The 18,328-nt window shown below is 32.3% G+C and carries 19 protein-coding genes; 4 read left to right on the top strand and 15 right to left on the bottom strand.

Annotation, left to right across the window (positions count from 1 at the left end; genetic code table 11):
* Window positions 1-35 precede the first annotated feature (35 nt).
* From CLOCEL_RS22250 to CLOCEL_RS07540, 3 genes are read right to left on the bottom strand one after another with little or no spacing between them, the layout of a single operon-like run.
* The gene (locus CLOCEL_RS22250) at window positions 36-173 is read right to left on the bottom strand and encodes a hypothetical protein (RefSeq protein WP_010077552.1); all 138 of its coding nucleotides are present in this window, start codon (window positions 171-173) and stop codon (window positions 36-38) included.
* An 8-nt stretch (window positions 174-181) separates the two neighbouring features.
* Window positions 182-1,312 carry an acyltransferase family protein gene (locus CLOCEL_RS07545; protein ID WP_010077553.1) on the bottom strand — a complete coding sequence of 377 codons (1,131 nt, stop codon included), beginning with the start codon at window positions 1,310-1,312 and terminating at the stop codon, window positions 182-184.
* Window position 1,313: 1 nt separating this feature from the next.
* On the bottom strand, window positions 1,314-1,946 hold the full coding sequence (locus tag CLOCEL_RS07540) for a GNAT family N-acetyltransferase (RefSeq protein ID WP_010077554.1): 633 nt from the start codon (window positions 1,944-1,946) through the stop codon (window positions 1,314-1,316).
* Window positions 1,947-2,055: 109 nt separating this feature from the next.
* On the opposite strand from CLOCEL_RS07540, the gene CLOCEL_RS07535 reads away from it, so the two are divergent.
* Window positions 2,056-2,868 (top strand): MerR family transcriptional regulator, encoded by an 813-nt coding sequence (locus CLOCEL_RS07535; RefSeq protein ID WP_010077555.1) that lies wholly within the window; start codon window positions 2,056-2,058, stop codon window positions 2,866-2,868.
* Between the two features lie 171 nt (window positions 2,869-3,039).
* Here the strand turns inward: CLOCEL_RS07535 and CLOCEL_RS07530 are convergent, their stop codons facing one another.
* Window positions 3,040-3,864, bottom strand: coding sequence for a sugar phosphate isomerase/epimerase family protein (locus CLOCEL_RS07530; RefSeq protein ID WP_010077556.1), 825 nt, complete (start codon window positions 3,862-3,864; stop codon window positions 3,040-3,042).
* A gap of 529 nt (window positions 3,865-4,393) precedes the next feature.
* Between CLOCEL_RS07530 and CLOCEL_RS07525 the strand changes: the two genes are divergently transcribed.
* Window positions 4,394-4,987, top strand: a complete 594-nt coding sequence (locus CLOCEL_RS07525; protein ID WP_010077557.1) for a manganese efflux pump MntP — start codon at window positions 4,394-4,396, stop codon at window positions 4,985-4,987.
* Window positions 4,988-5,145: 158 nt separating this feature from the next.
* Here CLOCEL_RS07525 and CLOCEL_RS07520 read toward each other — a convergent pair whose 3' ends face one another.
* The 6 genes from CLOCEL_RS07520 to CLOCEL_RS07495 all read right to left on the bottom strand — a co-directional run bounded on the left by CLOCEL_RS07520 (window position 5,146) and on the right by CLOCEL_RS07495 (window position 10,956).
* On the bottom strand, window positions 5,146-6,030 hold the full coding sequence (locus CLOCEL_RS07520) for a VIT1/CCC1 transporter family protein (protein ID WP_010077558.1): 885 nt from the start codon (window positions 6,028-6,030) through the stop codon (window positions 5,146-5,148).
* Between the two features lie 514 nt (window positions 6,031-6,544).
* Complete coding sequence (locus tag CLOCEL_RS07515; RefSeq protein WP_010077559.1) at window positions 6,545-7,561, bottom strand: ComEC/Rec2 family competence protein; 1,017 nt, start codon at window positions 7,559-7,561, stop codon at window positions 6,545-6,547.
* Between the two features lie 126 nt (window positions 7,562-7,687).
* The gene (locus CLOCEL_RS07510; protein WP_013291674.1) at window positions 7,688-8,023 is read right to left on the bottom strand and encodes a branched-chain amino acid transporter permease; all 336 of its coding nucleotides are present in this window, start codon (window positions 8,021-8,023) and stop codon (window positions 7,688-7,690) included.
* On the bottom strand, window positions 8,014-8,730 hold the full coding sequence (gene azlC / locus CLOCEL_RS07505; RefSeq protein ID WP_010077561.1) for an azaleucine resistance protein AzlC: 717 nt from the start codon (window positions 8,728-8,730) through the stop codon (window positions 8,014-8,016). Before azlC ends, CLOCEL_RS07510 begins: the two co-directional genes overlap by 10 nt.
* Window positions 8,731-8,935: 205 nt before the next feature.
* Window positions 8,936-9,934: an NADH:flavin oxidoreductase gene (locus tag CLOCEL_RS07500; RefSeq protein ID WP_010077562.1), complete on the bottom strand. Its 999-nt coding sequence runs from the start codon at window positions 9,932-9,934 to the stop codon at window positions 8,936-8,938.
* Window positions 9,935-10,107: 173 nt separating this feature from the next.
* Complete coding sequence (locus CLOCEL_RS07495; protein ID WP_010077563.1) at window positions 10,108-10,956, bottom strand: LysR family transcriptional regulator; 849 nt, start codon at window positions 10,954-10,956, stop codon at window positions 10,108-10,110.
* Between the two features lie 132 nt (window positions 10,957-11,088).
* Here CLOCEL_RS07495 and CLOCEL_RS07490 point away from each other — a divergent pair, with 132 nt between their 5' ends.
* Window positions 11,089-11,631: a chromate transporter gene (locus CLOCEL_RS07490; RefSeq protein ID WP_010077564.1), complete on the top strand. Its 543-nt coding sequence runs from the start codon at window positions 11,089-11,091 to the stop codon at window positions 11,629-11,631.
* Between the two features lie 2 nt (window positions 11,632-11,633).
* Window positions 11,634-12,158 (top strand): chromate transporter, encoded by a 525-nt coding sequence (locus tag CLOCEL_RS07485; RefSeq protein WP_010077565.1) that lies wholly within the window; start codon window positions 11,634-11,636, stop codon window positions 12,156-12,158.
* Between the two features lie 140 nt (window positions 12,159-12,298).
* On the opposite strand, the gene CLOCEL_RS07480 is transcribed toward CLOCEL_RS07485, so the two are convergent.
* The 5 genes from CLOCEL_RS07480 to CLOCEL_RS07460 all read right to left on the bottom strand — a co-directional run bounded on the left by CLOCEL_RS07480 (window position 12,299) and on the right by CLOCEL_RS07460 (window position 18,178).
* Window positions 12,299-14,593, bottom strand: a complete 2,295-nt coding sequence (locus CLOCEL_RS07480; protein ID WP_010077566.1) for a CotH kinase family protein — start codon at window positions 14,591-14,593, stop codon at window positions 12,299-12,301.
* A 31-nt stretch (window positions 14,594-14,624) separates the two neighbouring features.
* Window positions 14,625-15,314 carry a DUF4956 domain-containing protein gene (locus CLOCEL_RS07475; RefSeq protein ID WP_010077567.1) on the bottom strand — a complete coding sequence of 230 codons (690 nt, stop codon included), beginning with the start codon at window positions 15,312-15,314 and terminating at the stop codon, window positions 14,625-14,627.
* A gap of 18 nt (window positions 15,315-15,332) precedes the next feature.
* Complete coding sequence (locus tag CLOCEL_RS07470; protein WP_013291673.1) at window positions 15,333-16,019, bottom strand: polyphosphate polymerase domain-containing protein; 687 nt, start codon at window positions 16,017-16,019, stop codon at window positions 15,333-15,335.
* A gap of 207 nt (window positions 16,020-16,226) precedes the next feature.
* A complete protein-coding gene (locus CLOCEL_RS07465; protein WP_010077569.1) occupies window positions 16,227-17,492 on the bottom strand; it encodes a sensor histidine kinase in 1,266 nt (421 codons plus the stop codon).
* The gene (locus CLOCEL_RS07460; RefSeq protein WP_010077570.1) at window positions 17,492-18,178 is read right to left on the bottom strand and encodes a response regulator transcription factor; all 687 of its coding nucleotides are present in this window, start codon (window positions 18,176-18,178) and stop codon (window positions 17,492-17,494) included. The genes CLOCEL_RS07465 and CLOCEL_RS07460 overlap by 1 nt, the downstream gene beginning before the upstream one ends.
* Window positions 18,179-18,328 lie beyond the last annotated feature (150 nt).

The raw sequence follows: 18,328 nt of genomic DNA, 5'->3' as shown, positions 1-18,328 counted from the left end.
ACTTCACTAACAGGAATTTTCCTATCAGTGAAGTTTTATTTTGAAACTAACATTTCCATCCCCTCCTTAGAATCTGCATCTATAAATTTAAGCCACTCTAAAATTGGATCGTCTTTATCTTTTATATTTTTTACATTTCCAAGCTTTGGTAATTCTAAAAAGTGAATTTCCAAAACATCCGTTAACTTATATTTTTATACTTACATCCTATATATATAATAAACTTATGTTGTTTCATATGGTTCCAACCCCAAGTTAAAATCATACAGACAATAGAAATCAATACGCCAATTGGAATAACCCAACACCCTGCAAGGTTACCAAGTCCTAAGATTTCCTTTACAGCTATACTATAGCTAATTAGAAGCCATTGCATTATATAGATTGTATTTAGATTTATTGATATATATTTCACGGTATTTTGCAATCTTCCTTCAATGAAACATGAAAGATAATAGTATATAGATATAGAAACCCCTATGATGCTTGCAATCCAGAGAGTGCTGATAAAACTCTGCTGATAATAGGAATCTCCTACACTGACAAAATAGCATCTGACGTCAGTTCCCAGAGCAATGCTTCCCACTGTAACACTGATTAATGCTACAACACTAATCCACAGCACTCTTCTATAAAAATTATCTTTATCACTAACTCGTCGAAGCAGATACGCAAAGCAAACCCCCATAACTGGATATACCAACCAAAGGGTTGCAGGAAATGCGATATAGTGATTTGTATAGAACATCAGCCCCCAAACATACTGTACTGCTTTAGGATCGGAATCAAAGGAGCCTATAAAAAGAGTTCCAAACGCCTGAAGAGCAAAAGCTACACACAGCATCATCCAAGGCTTTAAGGATAACTTTTTCATCAATGCCACAAGGAGAAATACCATTCCTGCAAACTGCAATATATCTATGGTTCCGATAGTATCAATCAATGCCTTTTTATAGTTCGTTTCCAATCCCATTCCATTTGCAATCAGCATGAGCAAAGTTTCTCTAAAAAAGTTCAATGCATATCCCATAAAAATTAGCTTAACACCACGCTTGACAAATCCCTTTGAAGAATCATGTTTTGTATATACCATCCCTACTCCCATGGCAAACATGAACATTGGTGCAGCCATAGGTGCTCCGAAAAATTCAATAACCAAATGTAAAAAGCTTTGTGTCATAATACTGCTGTCCAATACACTGATATTGTCACTGACATGAACGATGACCATAAAAAAGATTGCAAAAGTCTTTGCTACATCAAATTCAAACTGTCTCCCAGTATTTACTTCTTCCTTTACTAGCATAGACATCTTATTCAACCTCATTTCTACACATCATTTGTTTGCTAAACAAAAAACATGTCAGTGGAACTTCTTTCCTTCCAAGCTGTAGCATTATATCTTGACTTCCCACTTGCTGAAATCCACGATGTTCATAAAAATGATACGTGCAGTTGCTGTCCGTGAATAGATATAACAGCTTGCCGGCTTCTCGTTGCTCCAGTTCTTTCATCATGTAAGACCCTATACCTTTTCCCTGTATATTTGGATCTGCAGCTACAAAACATATTTCACCATCAACATCTGCTTTCTTCTTATAATTCTGAAGCATTTTCCTGTTTGCCTCCTCATAAGAAGAAGCTCGGCCTTTCCCTATAATTTTCATAATTAACTCCATGATTTTTACATAGAGACCTTTCCAAATGGATCTATAGCTTTTCGGTTCTCCCTTCACATCAGCTAATACTAAGCCAACAAGTTTTTTTCCCATATATGCAGCTATCATTTGTGTTGCTCTTTGCATTTCCATATATAAAAAATATTTCCCGTACATATAAAGTTCTTTTTTATTTTCTGTGTACCGATTAAAGTGCATTCCCTCTATAGCAAATTCGATTGCCTTATCATAATCTTTTCTTTCTAATTCTCTTAATTCAATCTGCATCTTCTCATCTCCATTGTTTTATTGTATAATCGAATCTTAATATATCACGTTACGTGACTGTCAATTTAAAAATTATAAATTATACAACTTGAAAACAAGGAGAATAATTATGCAAGATAATTTACTTCTAACAACAGGTCAAATGGCTAAACTACACAAAACAACAAAACGCTTGTTACAATACTATGATGAAATTAATCTCTTTTCTCCAGCTATCAAAGGTGAGAATGAATACCGCTATTACTCATATGAACAAAGTCCAGAATTGGAAATCATCCTTTCCTTGAGTGAACTTGGGATGAAGTTAAATGAAATCAAGGATTATCTTACTTCACGTTCTCCTGAGAATCTATACTCTCTTCTTAAAGAGAAGCAAAGACTTCTTAGGGAAAAATTAAAGAATCTTCAACTAATAGACCAAATGCTTTCGAATCATATAAATAATGTGGAGCAATCCTTTCAGATTCCACTTAATTCGATATATACGGAATACCAGCAAGAAGAACATCTACTTGCTACCCCTGAAACAACAGAAGATTCCATCGAAACAATTTATAAAACTATTTCCGGAACCCTAATTAATACCGATGAACGTCATTTATATTGTCATATATGTGGTTCCATCCTTCCAGAATCCTCTTGGCAAAATCAAGATTACACAACATACAATCGCTATTATTTCAAGACGGTAGCTCCATCCGGTGGAACGTCCTTATTAAATAAGCCAGCTGGCAATTATCTTTGCATCAACTGGCTTGGGAACTGGAACACTCTTAAAAATGCCTATTCAATTTTAATGAAGTATGCCAAGAATAATTGTATAACATTAGTAGGCGATGCCTATGAAGATACTATAGTTGACAGTTTCGCTGTACAAAATGATAATGAATATGTCACCAAAATCATGATTCGGATTGCATGACTTTGTACCACCTCAACATTGCTGAGAATCCAAATGAGATGAGTCAACATCTTCTTTCTTTTAATTCACAAAACCTCTAACAAAAAAGAAGATGTTGATTTCTACAACTTACTTAACGCTATTTCTTATCTGCTATCTATTGAGTATGTCAGATTTTTATGATTAATGAATTTATGACAACTTATTGTGAATATAATCCAAACTTTGATTTAGCTTTTCTATCTCTATACTTCCATCACTTCTCATAGACGTAGATTCTACTGTAAGTGTACTACAGAAATTTTTGTTTCTTAAAAAAGAGAAGAATCTATCAAAATCTATATTTCCTTCGCCTATATGTAATGTCTTTAAGTTTCCCCAATCCATATGTCCTCCGCGATAATCATTTATATGCAGATGTGCAATTCGATTTTGCTCCCACATCCATTTCCACTGTTCTTCATAAATTAATTGCATCTGGCTATGAAATGCAGCCATCTTTGTATCAAAAGTAAATGTAATATCAGGATAATTTTGATGTAATACGTGTAAATGGGTCATTGGGTCTTGCTGATTACAAACAACATTTTCAACTGTAAGAAGCAACCCATAACGTTTTGCAATTATATCAAGTTTCCCAAACTGCTCAATATTATTATCTATATCCCTATCAGATGAAATACCTCCCCATAAATGCAAAACAATCTTCTCTGAACCTAATGTATTTGCTATTTGGCAATTCTTTTCAAATATTCCACGAGCAACTTCATTATCATTATTTTTATTCTGACTAATTAGTTCTCCAACCTGCTTATCTACATGTAATACAGGAAACATAATGTCTGACGCTTTCAAGTCACTTGTAATCTTATCTATCATTTCATACCATGATCCATACATCATAAATTCAAATCCATCACAATGAATTTTAGGTGCATTTTCGATAATTAGTTTATGATTTCTTCCATTGACTTTTCCAATAAAAGCTCCTGTAGAGCATAATATCTTACTCTTCATTATCTGATTCTCCTATCACCACTAGTTTAACTAGTTATTTTATATGATATAAAATAACAGGCATCAATTCATATTATTTTTTAATTCTAATTTTTATAATCTTAACTTCCAATTATATATATCAAACTCGTTTCCCTATAGTTACTATTCTTCAATTTAATCTAATAACCTCTACTAAATAACAATTTACAAAAACTTTCGATATTACTTACCAAATATCAGCAACATAATAAAAAAAGCAGCCAGTAAAGTTTTATACCTACCTACTGCACGATGAAAAAGGCAACCCATGTAGCAAAAGAAATTGGTGTAAGCGAATCATATAAATCATAAGATTGACAGTAGAAGCATGATTTTATATAATTGTTGTTGTGATAAGGGAGTAGTTAACACAGAAATATAGTGTAATAAAGTCAACATACTGATAATATTTATCTGGCTTTATTTTAAATAATGAGACTTATCTGCGGGAAAGTTCTGCAGATAAGTCTTTTTTGTGTTAATAACCTAAATTTTAGGGGGAACAAAAATGAGTTTACTTGAATTATTTATTATTGCAGTTGGCTTATCAATGGATGCATTTGCAGTAGCCATTTGCAAAGGATTGTCTATGAAAAAGATTAATATTAAAAAGGCTGGAATTGTAGGTCTTTATTTTGGAGCATTTCAAGGTGGTATGCCTTTAATTGGCTACTTCCTAGGAGTACAGTTTCAAGACAAAATCACTTCTGTTGACCACTGGATAGCTTTTATACTGCTTGCAATCATAGGCATAAACATGATTAAAGAATCTCGAAACAGCAGCTGTGAAGTTGCAGTTGACACTGTTGCTGATGTGAATACAGACAATTCTCTTAGCTTTAAAAATATGTTTGTATTAGCAGTTGCAACTAGTATTGATGCATTGGCAGTAGGCATAACCTTTGCATTTCTTAATGTAAATATTATTCCTGCAGTTTCTTTTATTGGCATTGTTACCTTTACATTATCGATGATAGGTGTAAGAATAGGGAGTGTTTTTGGCGAAAAATTCAAGTCTAGAGCAGAATTTGCAGGTGGGTTTATTTTAATTATCATGGGTCTTAAGATTTTACTTAATCATGCTGGTATTATTAATTTTTAATTTTAGCTATAACAAGGCTACGTTAAGAAGATGAAATAAGATAACTCTATGGAGATAAACTTTTATAGGGTTATCTTATTTTTAAAATTCACAGTATACTTACAACTTCTATCTCTATCCCCTCAAGCAAAGTTACAATAATCTTACTTCCTTCAAAACTAAATATCCACCCCTAAGAATTTTCTAACCAATAACCCTATAACAAAGGACACCGCTGCCACAGATAAACTAATCCCTGCCATTTCTCGAAACTGCTTCTTAAAGGAAAGATCCTTTGCAACAGAGATATAGTAGTTAAAAGCAGCAATAATTAATACCACCACTACTAGCATAATCCCAAGAGCTAAAGTATACATTTTTTCTGGTAGCATCAGGTATGGTGCTATTAATAAAATAACGGTGATTAAATAAGCTATACCAGTATAGGCAGCAGCTTTCATGGAACTTTTATCTTCTTCTGAACGAGAGGATAAAAATTCTGAAGAAGCCATAGACAAGGACGCTGAAATTCCTGTGATAAGCCCTGCCATAGATATCAGTTTGTTGCTTTGCATAGCAAAAGTATATCCAGCCAAGCTACCTGTGAACTCGACCAAGGCATCGTTTAATCCAAGAACCATAGAGCCAACGTATTGAAGTCGTTCTTCATCCAACAAATTTATCAAGTCCTTTTCATGCTCCTGCTCATCCTTAAATATAGCAACAGCTTCTGGCACTTCCTTAAGTAACAGCTCCTGAGTTTTGCCTTCATATAAGTTTTTGTTATTTAACCACTTTTCCATTAATTTAATAGCAAAGGTGAATCCGAAGAATTTAGCCATACAAGAATACACGAATACTCTCAGTTTTGAAGCGGATACATCAGCACCAGAATATTTCTTCCATATGTCATAATGCTTTTGTTCTTCTTCAGCGATCTTCAGCAAAGTATCTTTATTTGCATCGTCCTTAATATACTTAGCAATTTTTAAATAAGTCAATTTCTCAGTTATTTCAATGGTTTGTAGCTGCTTTAAGGTATTTATTAATTTATCATCAACCATATATTCACGCCCCTTATAATAAATCTATACTTTGTTGTTTACTTACTTTTATCAATCTTTTTTATTATCTTCAATTGATTTCTTAAGTAAAATACAATTAATATAGCCTGTTCTATAACATCTTTGAAATTTATTATTTTAATAATATTAACTACTTCATATTGTTTGGCAATCTAAATATTTTTATCCTAAAGAATATTACTTTAACTACTTAAAACTAACTATCGTAAAATATCAGTTTAATTCTTCCAACATGACTCTTATAAAAAATATCGACTTAACTTATTTTTCTAGCTAAAAATAGCCATAACAATAAAAAACTCCAACCTATAAGTTATCCTATATTCAATTTGCATAGGATCGTAACTTATAAATTAGAGTTTAATAAAGCTTTCATGTTGGAAATCATTTTATACTTCATAGCATAAAGTCCACCATACTATAAAGATTTATCTCTAGCTTATTAGGTAATTTTTACAGTTTCTTTATTGCCAAGATAAACCTTTATAATTTTCTACTGCCAAGGCTTTGTATTAAAGCTAATATTATTTCCGTCAGAGGTTGCCACTATTGTTCCACATTTATCAGTTCTAAATATTTGAATTTCTCTTTCCTTAAGCTTAGCAATAGTTTCATCATCAGGAAGATATCTTCCTACTTCAGGCCCAACACTAATTACAGCATACTTAGGCTTAACTGCATCTAAATAAGTTTTTGATGATGCTGAATCACTGCCATGATGCCCTATCTTAAGAACATCAGCTTTCACATCAAAGCCTTTCGCAATGATCTCTTTCTCTGAAAGCTTTTGTGCATCTCCATCAAACATAAAGCTTGTGTTTCCAAATTGAAGTTTCATTACAATTGAATAATCATTTATATCCTCATAAGACTCACTATTTGGAGCTAGAATAGTACATTTGGCGTCTCCAAGATTAAAGGTTTCACCAACGGTTGGGGCAATACTTTTTAAACCCTTCTTTTCCATAGCAACTAAAACATCCTGAAAAGTCTCCGTAGTTGTAGTTACATTAGGCATATATACCTTATCAACTTGAAAGTTATTGATTATGTAATCCATGCCTCCAACATGATCCTTATGTGGATGTGTACATACTACATAATCAAGCTTTGTTATCCCTTGAGTGTCTAAATAATTCTTTACAGTCTTCTTCTGATCGTTGGTTCCAGCATCTATTAGCATTGAGTTATTCCCCTGTTGAATAAAAATGGAGTCTGCTTTTCCCACATTAATATAATGAACCTTTAAGTCTCCAGTTACATTAGCTGTTACAGCACTATTTTCCTTTGTTTCTTCATTATTATCTTCTGATGGTGAAGTAGCATTTTCATTTACTTGTCCATTTTCCTTGGCTATGTCCTTTTGAGAATCTTCTGTGGTTGTTTCAGAACCTTTGTTATTTATATTACTATTCTGATTTGTAGGGGAACAACCTACCCCAACAACTAATAAGGTCATTACTATTAATGATGTTATTAAATGATTTCTTTTAATTTTCTTGTTTAGCATCTTTATTCCTCCTGACGTATTTTAAATAAAATACATAAATTTCAAAATTAAGGTAAGTTAATTTAGACTTATCTTATTATACTAACAATCTAAGCTTAAAAAAAACATAAATTAACTAAAATTGCACTAATTAAAAATCAACTGAACCAAAAACATATAACAAATAGTTCCACCAGCAATTGAAATTAACATTTGCCTTCTCCAAAAATGAAGTACCAAAACAACCATGATCGAAATCAGTTCTGGAAGCCCATAATTTCCTGTAATTAAACTCACGTCCTTTAGAGAATAAATCACTAACATTCCCATTGCTGCTGAATGAAGCATCTTTCCAAGATACTGTACATATCTAGGAGTTGGTTTATCAGATGAGAAAACAAGAAATGGAAGAAACCTTGTTGTTACAGTCCCCAGTATAACCATACAAATGGTAATAATTCTTTGGATTAAATTCATTGACATTCACACTCCTCTAATTTCTCTAGAGGTTTTCTCATTAAAGTAAGAATACCTAGAATCATAATCATTGATGGAATAATAAAGTTTTCTCCCCCAAATAAAATAAGACACAAAAAGGAAAATCCTAATCCAATCAATGCACTATGATGATTGGTTTCACCCATCCATTGTTCAAGAAAAATCACCACAAAAAGCGCTGTCATCACAAACTCAATACCCTTGGTATTGAATTTTACCGCTGCTCCAAAAATCCCACCAATTGTAGCTCCCAAAACCCAATATGTATGGTTAAGCACCGTCACAAAAAACATAAACCAGCCCTTGTCCACATCATTTGGAATCTTTGCTGTATAATTTATTGAAAAAGATTCATCGCACATACCAAAAATAAGGTAAAACTTTTTAAAACCAGTTCCTTTATATTTATCCAACATTGAAATCCCATAAAATAAATGACGTGCATTTATCATTAAAGTCATAATAAGTGCATTAATTGGATTAAATGTACCCAGTAAAAGATTCACTGCCACAAACTCCACAGAACCAGCAAAAATCGTCAAACTCATAAGTATTGGGTATATTGGACTAAAACCTGCTGCATTCATATATATTCCATAAGCAATCCCCAAAAATGAGAATCCAGCAAAAATAGGAACTGTTTGAGGAAATGCTACAAAAAAAGCTTTTTTAATCTCATTTCTTTTTACCATATATTATATACACCTCCTGTATTTAAGAAAATTTTATCATCGCTAATCCATACAATCAATGATATAATTGTAATCCATACAATTATACGGAGATGATGAAATTATTTGTTACAGATCTTATTTATGGTACGACAAAGGAAATCCTCGCTGAAAAAATAGACTATTGCCAAGCGCAATAGCCTCTACTAACTTTTATCACCACTATTTATTTTAAACTTTCCATAGCATTCTTTGCCCACAAGGAATCTTGTAACATAGCTCTACCTACTCCTACTAAATCAGTTTTGCCTGTTGCAATTAAGTTTTCAGCAGCCTCAACCTCAGTTATACCACCAGTTAATATAACTGGAATTGAAATAACTTCCTTTATAGCTTCTGTAAGTTCTGAAAAATACCCTTGCCCTTCACGACCTGGAGCCATATATCCACAGAAACCACCTGAAACATCTAATATATCAATTCCTGCTTTTTCAAATTCTAAAACTGCTATTTTGCTATCCTCTATTGTAGTTCCGTCTTCCCTATAATCTGAAGATCCCAGTCTAAGAAGAACAGGAAATTCTTCACCAACAACTTCTTTTACAGCTTTAATAATTTCTAAATGAATTCTGATTCTACCTAATACATCACCACCGTAATCATCTGTTCTCTTATTTGTAAGTGGAGAATAAAATTGATTTAAAAGATATCCATGAGCAGAATGAATCTCTACCCCATCAAACCCAGCATCTTTTACACGCTTTGCTGCATCTTTAAAATTCTTAATTATTTCTTTTATTTCCTCTTTACTAAGTTCTCTTGGCACTTCAAATCTCATAGATGGATGTATTATAGCTGAAGCACTTACATTGTCTTGTCCCTCTGTAATATCTCTATTTGTTGCACTTCCTGCATGGTTAATTTGCATTACTGCTTTAGATCCATTTTTGTGAATTGTCTCAGCTAGTTTTTTTAACCCTTCTATATTGCCATCATCAGCAACGGACATCTGCCCTTTACTAGCTTTTCCCTGAGGTGTAATAAAGCTATGTTCTATAATAAATAGTCCAACATACCCGCCTCTAGATTTTTCATCATAATACTCCAATATCCCTTTACTTATCTCTCCATTACCTTCTGACTTAGAAGTAGCCATTGGTGGAAAAACCAATCTATTATTTAAGGTTAATTTACAATCATTTAAAGGCTGATTTAAATATGTCATTTACATCACTGCTCCTTTTACTGTTTTATTTTGTAGGCTTATTATATAATGAACTGGTTAACGTAAAAGAATTATATTCTTGAAAAATAATGCCTGTGCTTAGTTCTATCTGTCCATTGGGATATGATCATTTACTAGAAAAAAGACTAGAGATTCTTAAGCTATAAATCAGCTTAAAACATCTCCAAAAAGTGTCTAGCCGCAACAGATAAATATCGGTTTTCCATCCAAATTGCTGCTATTTCTGTTTCTAGTGCAGCTTCTTCAAGAATTGAATAGTTCAAATTATCATTCTGCACAAGGCTAAAAGCAGATTTAGGTACTAAAGCAGTCCCCACTCCAGCAGCAGCCCATAGTAATGCTGTTCGTGCATCATCAGTTTTACATATTATTCTTGGATCAATATTAGCTTTAATAAATACTTGTGATACTATCGCTTCAAACCTACGATAGATGATAAGAGGCTTATCCCTTAGCTCCTCAATAGTGCAAGTTTCCTTTTGCTTCTTACCACTATAAACCGCAATCATAGGTTCTCTTTCAAGCAATATTGATTTAAAATCTTCAATATTAAAAGGTGTCCGTACAATGCCAATCTCTATTAGTCCATTATTTAAATACTCTAATATTTTATAGGTATTACCTTCCCATATTTCAAAATTGACTTCTGGATAACTATTATTAAATCTTAGGATTCTCTCTGGAAGAAATATAGTCCCTGAAGAAGAAACAGTACCAATTGATAAAGTTCCTTTAACCCCTTCCTTAAAATCTTTTAACTCCTTATATGTAGCTTCTGTCAAATGAAGAATTTCTTCTGCCCTAATTCTAAGTAATTTTCCTGCATCAGTTAATTGAATTTTTCTGCTTCCTCTCTCTAGTAGCTTTACGCCTAGCTCATCTTCTAATTGCTTTAATTGTTGGCTTAATGGAGGCTGAGATATATTAAGTTTATTGGCTGCACTAGTGATTTGTTCCTCCTCTGCAACAGCCAAAAAATATCTTAACTGTCTTATATCCATTTTAACGTCGCTCCTTATCACATACTTTTTTCATATGAATCCAATATAATATAAATATTTTTATTATTCTCATTCTTTCTATATAATAAAAGATAAGAAAACTATGGTCAAATAAAATTAAGGAGAAAAAATATGAGAAAACTATTTGATTTATTTTATATATTTTTTAAAATAGGAACTTTTACTTTAGGTGGCGGCCCATCAATGCTTCCTCTAATTGAGAAAGCTTCAGTTGATGATAAAAAATGGCTTTCCAAAGAAGAGTTTGTAGATATGGTTGCCTTGGCTCAATCAATTCCTGGTCCTATAGCTGTAGATACTGCTGTATATATCGGATATAAGGTTTCAGGAATTCCTGGAAGCATTGCTGCAGTATTAGGTGCTACCATTTCAGCTTTTACACCAATTTTAATAATAGCCATCTACTTCACCAATATCAGCCACAACAAAAATGTAGAAGCAATTTTTTCTGGTATTAGACCAGCTATAGTGGCTCTACTTGCTGTACCAGCTTTAAATATGGGGAAAACTGCAAAAATAAATAAGAAAACCATTATCATCCCAATAATCACGGTCATTCTTGTAAGTTTTTTCAAAGTTAATGCAATTTATCTTATTGTTTTAGCTGGAATAGGTGGATTATTGTATGGCCTACTTATAAAAAGGAGGACTTAATTATGAATATATATTTTAAGTTAGCTTTAGTATTTATGAAAATCGGCTTATTTTCTTATGGAGGCGGAAATGCAATTCTTCCCCTTATAAATCAAGAGGTTGTTATTAGCAATTCATGGCTAACAAATAATGAATTTACTGATTTAATAGCAATATCGCAAGTAACTCCAGGTCCTATAGCAGTTAATGCTTCTACTTACATAGGCTATAAGGTCGCTGGTTTTTGGGGAAGTGTCCTAGCTACCGTTGCTCTTGTACTACCTACATTCATTATTATGTATATAGTAACGAGAATGTTTTTGAAATTTAAAAATAGTAAACATGTTCAAAACGCATTGTCAGGTATCATCCCAGTTACCGTTGGTTTAATAAGTTCAGCAGCACTTCTAATTGCTCCTAGTTCTTTTATAGATTATAAAAGTATTATTATTTGTTTAGGCGTGTTTATAGCTTTCTATAAATACAAAGTTGATCCTATATTACTTACAATCATTTCTGGAGTTATCGGATTTATTTTATACAGCTAAAAATATAGGAAAAGGGCACATTAGCATAATGTAAATACCTATTGCATTAACATCAACTAATATGCCCTATACTATGTTTTTTATATCTATCTAACTCTAATATTCAATTATTTAACCTTTTAAAACTTAGCCTATAAGTTTTACTTGCCAACAACTTTTTTCCTCCTGTAACCAAATACAAAAATTAAACCAACGCTTAGAATAGCAAATACTACAGCGCCTTCAATTATATAAGCTACAATATTTCCTTTAGTAGCTGTTCTGTCAGCTCCAGGCATTCCAGCAATATTGGGCATTTGACCATCCATGTTCGGCATCTGCCCATCTATGTTCGACATATGTCCATCTATATTCGGCATTTGGCCATCCATTCTTGGCATCTTTCCATTCATGTTCGGCATTTGACCATCGATGTTTGGCACCTGTCCATCTATATTTGGCATCTCTCCATTCACCTTGGGCATTTGCCCATCCATCTTCGGTATCTGTCCATCTTTATTTGATGCTTCATCACCATTATTAGATGTTTCTACATTATTACTTATAGATTGTTCTTCAGCTTTTGATCCTTGATCATTATTTTTGCTCACTTTTCCATTTTCTCCAGTCTTGAATCCCCCCATCTCCATTGATCCTAAGTTTGATAAATTAACTGTTGTCTTTATACTTCCATAGGTGGTAGATGGCTGTTCACCAGAAAGTTGACTTGTAACACTGAAGGTTCTGTCCTTTCCAAATTGACTTAACTCAGTAAGGGCCTTTTTATATTCGTCATAAGTATAAAATGCAGTAACATCTGATTTTACATATTCGCTTATAAGTTTATCTAATTTTGTTACAGAATTTTCGAAATCTCCATTATTGAAATATTCCTCAGCTATCTTTTCTAAATAACTATGATAAAGTTCTTTATACTTATCAACTTTTAATAGATTTCCTATTAATGGTGCATCTTCAAGGTTACCTGACACCGGAACATCTATTGGAAAGTTTATAGCTTTTTCTGCGCCACTAGTTTCCTTACCCATACCCATTGAAAAACCAGCAAAAGACATATTTAAATCCCAAGGAATAATGCTAAACTTACCATCTTTTTCGTAGAGATAATAGTTATGATACATACCTCCAGAATAACTGTCCAAATTCACTAAAAAAGTGTTTACTGCAAAGTATTTAAGAATCTCTTCCACGTCTAAATATTCTTCAAGATTTGTACCTTCATTCAAGTTTTTTACCATCTCAATGACCTTTTGAAAATCCTGATCTGTAGTTTTCTCAAATATAGCTGAATCCTTCACAACGGAATAGCTTGAAGCATTATCATCAACATATTTAAGGTTGGCTCCACCCTTGCTATTTCCAAAGGGCATACCTTTTCTATTGTTCTCCGCTTGGCCAACACCTTGTTGTCCAGCTTTCTCATTGTTTCTATATTGTCCAACATCCTGTTGCCCAGTTTCTCCACTGTTTCTAGGTTTCCCATTATTCTCAGCTTGTCTATTGACTCCAGCTTGTCCATTGATCCTCGCTTGTTCAATGCCCTGTTGTCCAACTTTTGAATTTTCTCCATTTTGGACTTCACCTGGTTGTGTGGATTTTCTGTTAGCTTCATTTTCTACATTAGGTTGATCATTTTCACTACCTTCGTTCTTAGCACTAGGTTTCTGAGTAGTATCTGTATTATCTGTCCCTTGAGTTTCTTGCTTTGGTGGCCAATTTTCACCTGCTGGTGGGAAACCACCTTCACCACCATTCCCACGGTTTCTGCCTTCCATACCCATATTACCGCCCATGCCTTTATTACCACCCATTTCCATAGATTCTGGCTTATAAAGGTTTCCTTCAGAACTTCCAAATTCCCTTTTAATAAAATTCTCTTCAATAACCTCTACTGCTAAATATAATCCCCAATCTTCATCGTTGATTTTTATATTGCTATAGGAGAATTCTGGAGTGGGAACTCCTAGATAATCATATACCTCATAGGATAAATACTCCTTCATATATGTTGCATCCGTAGTCATATTGTTAAGGGCCAACTTTTCATAACCATGGTAGGTTTGTCCTTCTATGTACTCACTGAAATCAATCTTCAAACTAAATCGATCTGAGTTGGGATCATTAACAATAGTATTAAGACTTGAATTTCCCTTCGGCCTAAGTCCTACATTATAAAAAGTTTCGCCATTTATAGTTACATTGGCACTGCGATACTCTTCTTTACTGGCATTTTCAATAAGCCAATTCCAATCCTCATCTTTAATTTCGATATTTATTTCTGTTATATTCTCCTTATTTAACACAATTTCTTTGGCGCCCAATATTTCATTAGATTTTTCGTTTTTCGGTGTTACAAATAGAACAGATAAAATAAGTATTATTGATAAAACTATACAAATTATTGATATACCATTCTTATACTTCTCATCTATCACTCATATTCACCTACCTTTCAAGGAATATTCCTTAACTCATATAGTCGCCGTTATAACTTACCAATGCTACGTTTGTAATACCATTAATCTTTGAAATATCATTAACAAGAGTTGTTGTTTCGTCCTTAATAGCTATTTCTACGGCAACTTCAATTCCATTGCTTGGTGAAACAGTTTTAGATTTAACCACATATTTATTAACTTTCTTTGATACTAACTCAATTGCTTCTTTTTCATTTTGATCATTTTCACAATTTATAACTAATATGTACGGATTGTCTCTTGACGTTTTATTAACAAATAAGACCATAATGATTCCTACAATTACAGATCCAAAAACAGCTAATGGAATAAGCCCTGCTCCAACTACAATACCAACGCTGATAGACCAAAACAAAAATCCTATATCTAAAGGTTCTTTAATAGCACTTCTAAAACGAACTATTGAAAGAGCACCAACCATTCCAAGTGAAAGTACTACATTTGATGTTACTGCTAAAATAGTTAATGTGGTTATTAATGTTAACATCAATAATGATGTTGAAAAACTTGCTGAATACATTACTCCTTTAAAAGTCTTTTTATAGACTTGTTTTATAAATAACCCTAAAGCAAAAGCCACAGCAAATGCTATTACCATATCCAAAATTGATACTGAACTCATCTTTTCAAGAAATCCAGATTTGAAAACGTCTCCAAAATTAACTGTGTTTTGTCCCATTATTTACATCCTCCCGATTTAACCATATAATCTTGCCGCTACATACTTTGATACTGAAGTAGCTCTTCTCTCATTTACTTGTATAATGTCCTGTATTATTTCTGGTAAGAAATTATCATATTTTACTTCTAGCACTATAAATCTATTGTCTATAACTTCCACAGTAGTTAAATTCTCATCAAATAGATTCCTACTGTTAATTCCTGTCCTTATACTTTTATCAAAGGTTATTCTAACATTTCCCATCTTATAAACATAAGCCTCTCTCGTATAATCAACTATGGTCTTAGGCCTTAGAAACTGATTTTTCATTTTGATATATAGCTCATTAAAAAGAGGTTTATCTGAATTCCTTAAAAAATCTATGTCACCATTTATTATTCTGATGCACTCTTCTTTACTGATAGCAGCACTAACCTTTGCACAAAGTCCATTATTTTTCATTTTTTTCTCTAATCTAATAAATGAAGCATCGTTGTTATATAATCTTATTCGAAACTTTTCTCTATGGTTTATTCCATCAATTTTTTCTCTCAAAGCTTTATTTTGAAAATTATCAAAGTAAAGACTTCTAATCAAGTATTCTCTATTTTCATCAGCATTTTTATCTAATCTCATAATGCATCCTAACCTATTTCTAATGGCTATATAATCTGATAAATTTATATAGTGTTTTAGTTCGTGTCTATATTGAAGTTTCTTCATATTTTCACCTCCTTTCACTACTTACAACTATTATTTTACATAGGAAGTCTTAACAGTAGCTTAACGATAACTTAACTTTCACCTAGCTATAAATATAAGTTTCATTATTGAAACTTCATCAAAGCTCTATGTACATATTGAGAAATCAATATAACCTCTGAAGATTTTTTATTGAAACTTCTATATAAATACTTTTCTATAAAATGATTACTTCATTACCTTAGGTACAAGAAGTTTAAACTCGGTTCCTTCCCCATATTTAGATGTAAACTTCACAGTTATCTTTAAAGATTTGGAGATAGACTTTAATAAACTTAATCCAATTCCACTTCCAGAAATATTCTTAGCTCTTACATCTGAACTTCTAAAAAAGCGGTCAAAAATTCGTTCTTGTTCTTCTTCCTTTATTCCAATACCGTTATCCTTAACAATTATCCTAATATACTTCCCTTCATCTTTAAAGCTAACAAATATTTTCCCATCGTCCCTTGTATATTTAAAAGCATTTTCAAGTAAAATCACCATTATCTGTTTCACCTTATCATAATCCCATTGAAGAATAATTTCTTCTTCTGGCTTTATCACTTGAAATTCTTTGTTTTGTAGCTCAGCTAAGTCGCAGTAAAAGTCACCTATACCTTCAATAAAGGTGCTCAAGCTGACCTTTGTTACACTAATATTCAAGTCTATATTTTCTTTTGTTAGTAACAATAGATTATTGTTCAATTTCTCAAGACCTACTACTTCACTCATAATTTTGGAAATGTGTTCAAAATTGCTATCAATATTAACGTCCCAAGAGTTTGCTAATATTTCTAATTTTCCTTTAATAACAGCTAAAGGTGTTCGCATTTCATGAGAAGCATCTTGCACAAAGAAAACTTGTTTATCATAATTTTCTCTTACAGGCTTTAGAATCCTAGAAGCTAATATAGCAGAAAGCAATACTGCAATTACAATCAATGATATCAATCCAATGGTTATAGAATTACGTAGTTGATTTATTGACTGTAATTCCGAATCAACGTTTTTAAAGATTTCAATATCATATCCATTAAGCTTAAATCTAATACCTCTAAAATCATGATCCTTATATCTTATTTTTTGTATTTCACCCTCTGATGCATTAAGAATGTACGGAAAATTTTCTCCATTAAAATATGGATTAGGGCTTATAAATTGCACGGTTTCTTCTCCATATACAACAACAATAAACTCTTGAACTATTGGCATTGGGTTTCTGAAAAAAAGTTCATCTGCAAACCTAGGCATGTTTCCATTAAACACAACAGGAGGCATCGTTAAAATTATATGTTCTTGACGAATAAGCTGTTTATCAATATCATTAAAAACTTTTGATTGATATAGAATTTGCGTTATTACTGCAAAGATTAAAAGACAAACAAAAACTATTGATACGCTTATAGCTATTATTTTTCTTTTTGTGTAATAAAAAATATCTTTCTTTTTCATTATTTTTTATCTACGCTAGCATCTAGCATATACCCCATTCCTCTCTTATTTACTATGTATTTATCATAATTAAATGGAGCTAACTGCTTTCTTAAACGACTTATATATACCTCTATTATTTCAGTGGATGCATCACTTCCATAGCCACATACATTATCAAAAATTTGTTCTTTAAATAGTAAAACCCCTTTGTTAATGACTAAATATTCTAGTAGCTTATATGACTTCTCATTGATATCTAGTTTTTCATCACCTATATAAGCAGTTTTTGTTTTAATATCAATCTGTATATCCATAAACTCAATTAGATTTTCTTTTTTTATCTTACCCATGCTTTTTAAAATTGCAATAATTCTAGCCTTTAGCTCCTCAAGAAAAAATGGCTTAGTTAGATAATCATTTGCACCTAAATTAAAGGCTTTTAGCTTATCACCAAGACCTTCTTTTGCAGTAAGAACAATAACCCCTGTATTTAAAGCCCTTTTGGAAATGTAACTTAGAATAGTCATCCCATCTATTTCTGGCAGCATGAGATCTAGTATTACAACATCATAGTTATAAGTTTTCAAATATTCAATAGCTTCACCACCGCTATAAACAGGTTGCACTTCCATGACTTTCTCTAGATAGTTAGCTACATTATCACTAATCTCCTTATTATCTTCAACCAATAAAATTTTCATCATAAACCCATCACTCCATAAATAAAACTCCATTATTTATACCAAGCTTATCTTAAAAACACCTTAATATTTTTCCCAAAGGCCTAATTACAAGGCTTTAACCGATTATTACACAAAAAAAATCTACCTAGAATTAGTTTCTAGGTAGAAATA

Origin of the sequence: Clostridium cellulovorans 743B, from assembly GCF_000145275.1 — a bacterium.
GTDB lineage: Bacteria > Bacillota > Clostridia > Clostridiales > Clostridiaceae > Clostridium_K > Clostridium_K cellulovorans.
The sequence above is the reverse complement of the archived record's forward strand: the minus strand, read 5'-3'. Positions and strand labels throughout refer to the sequence as shown.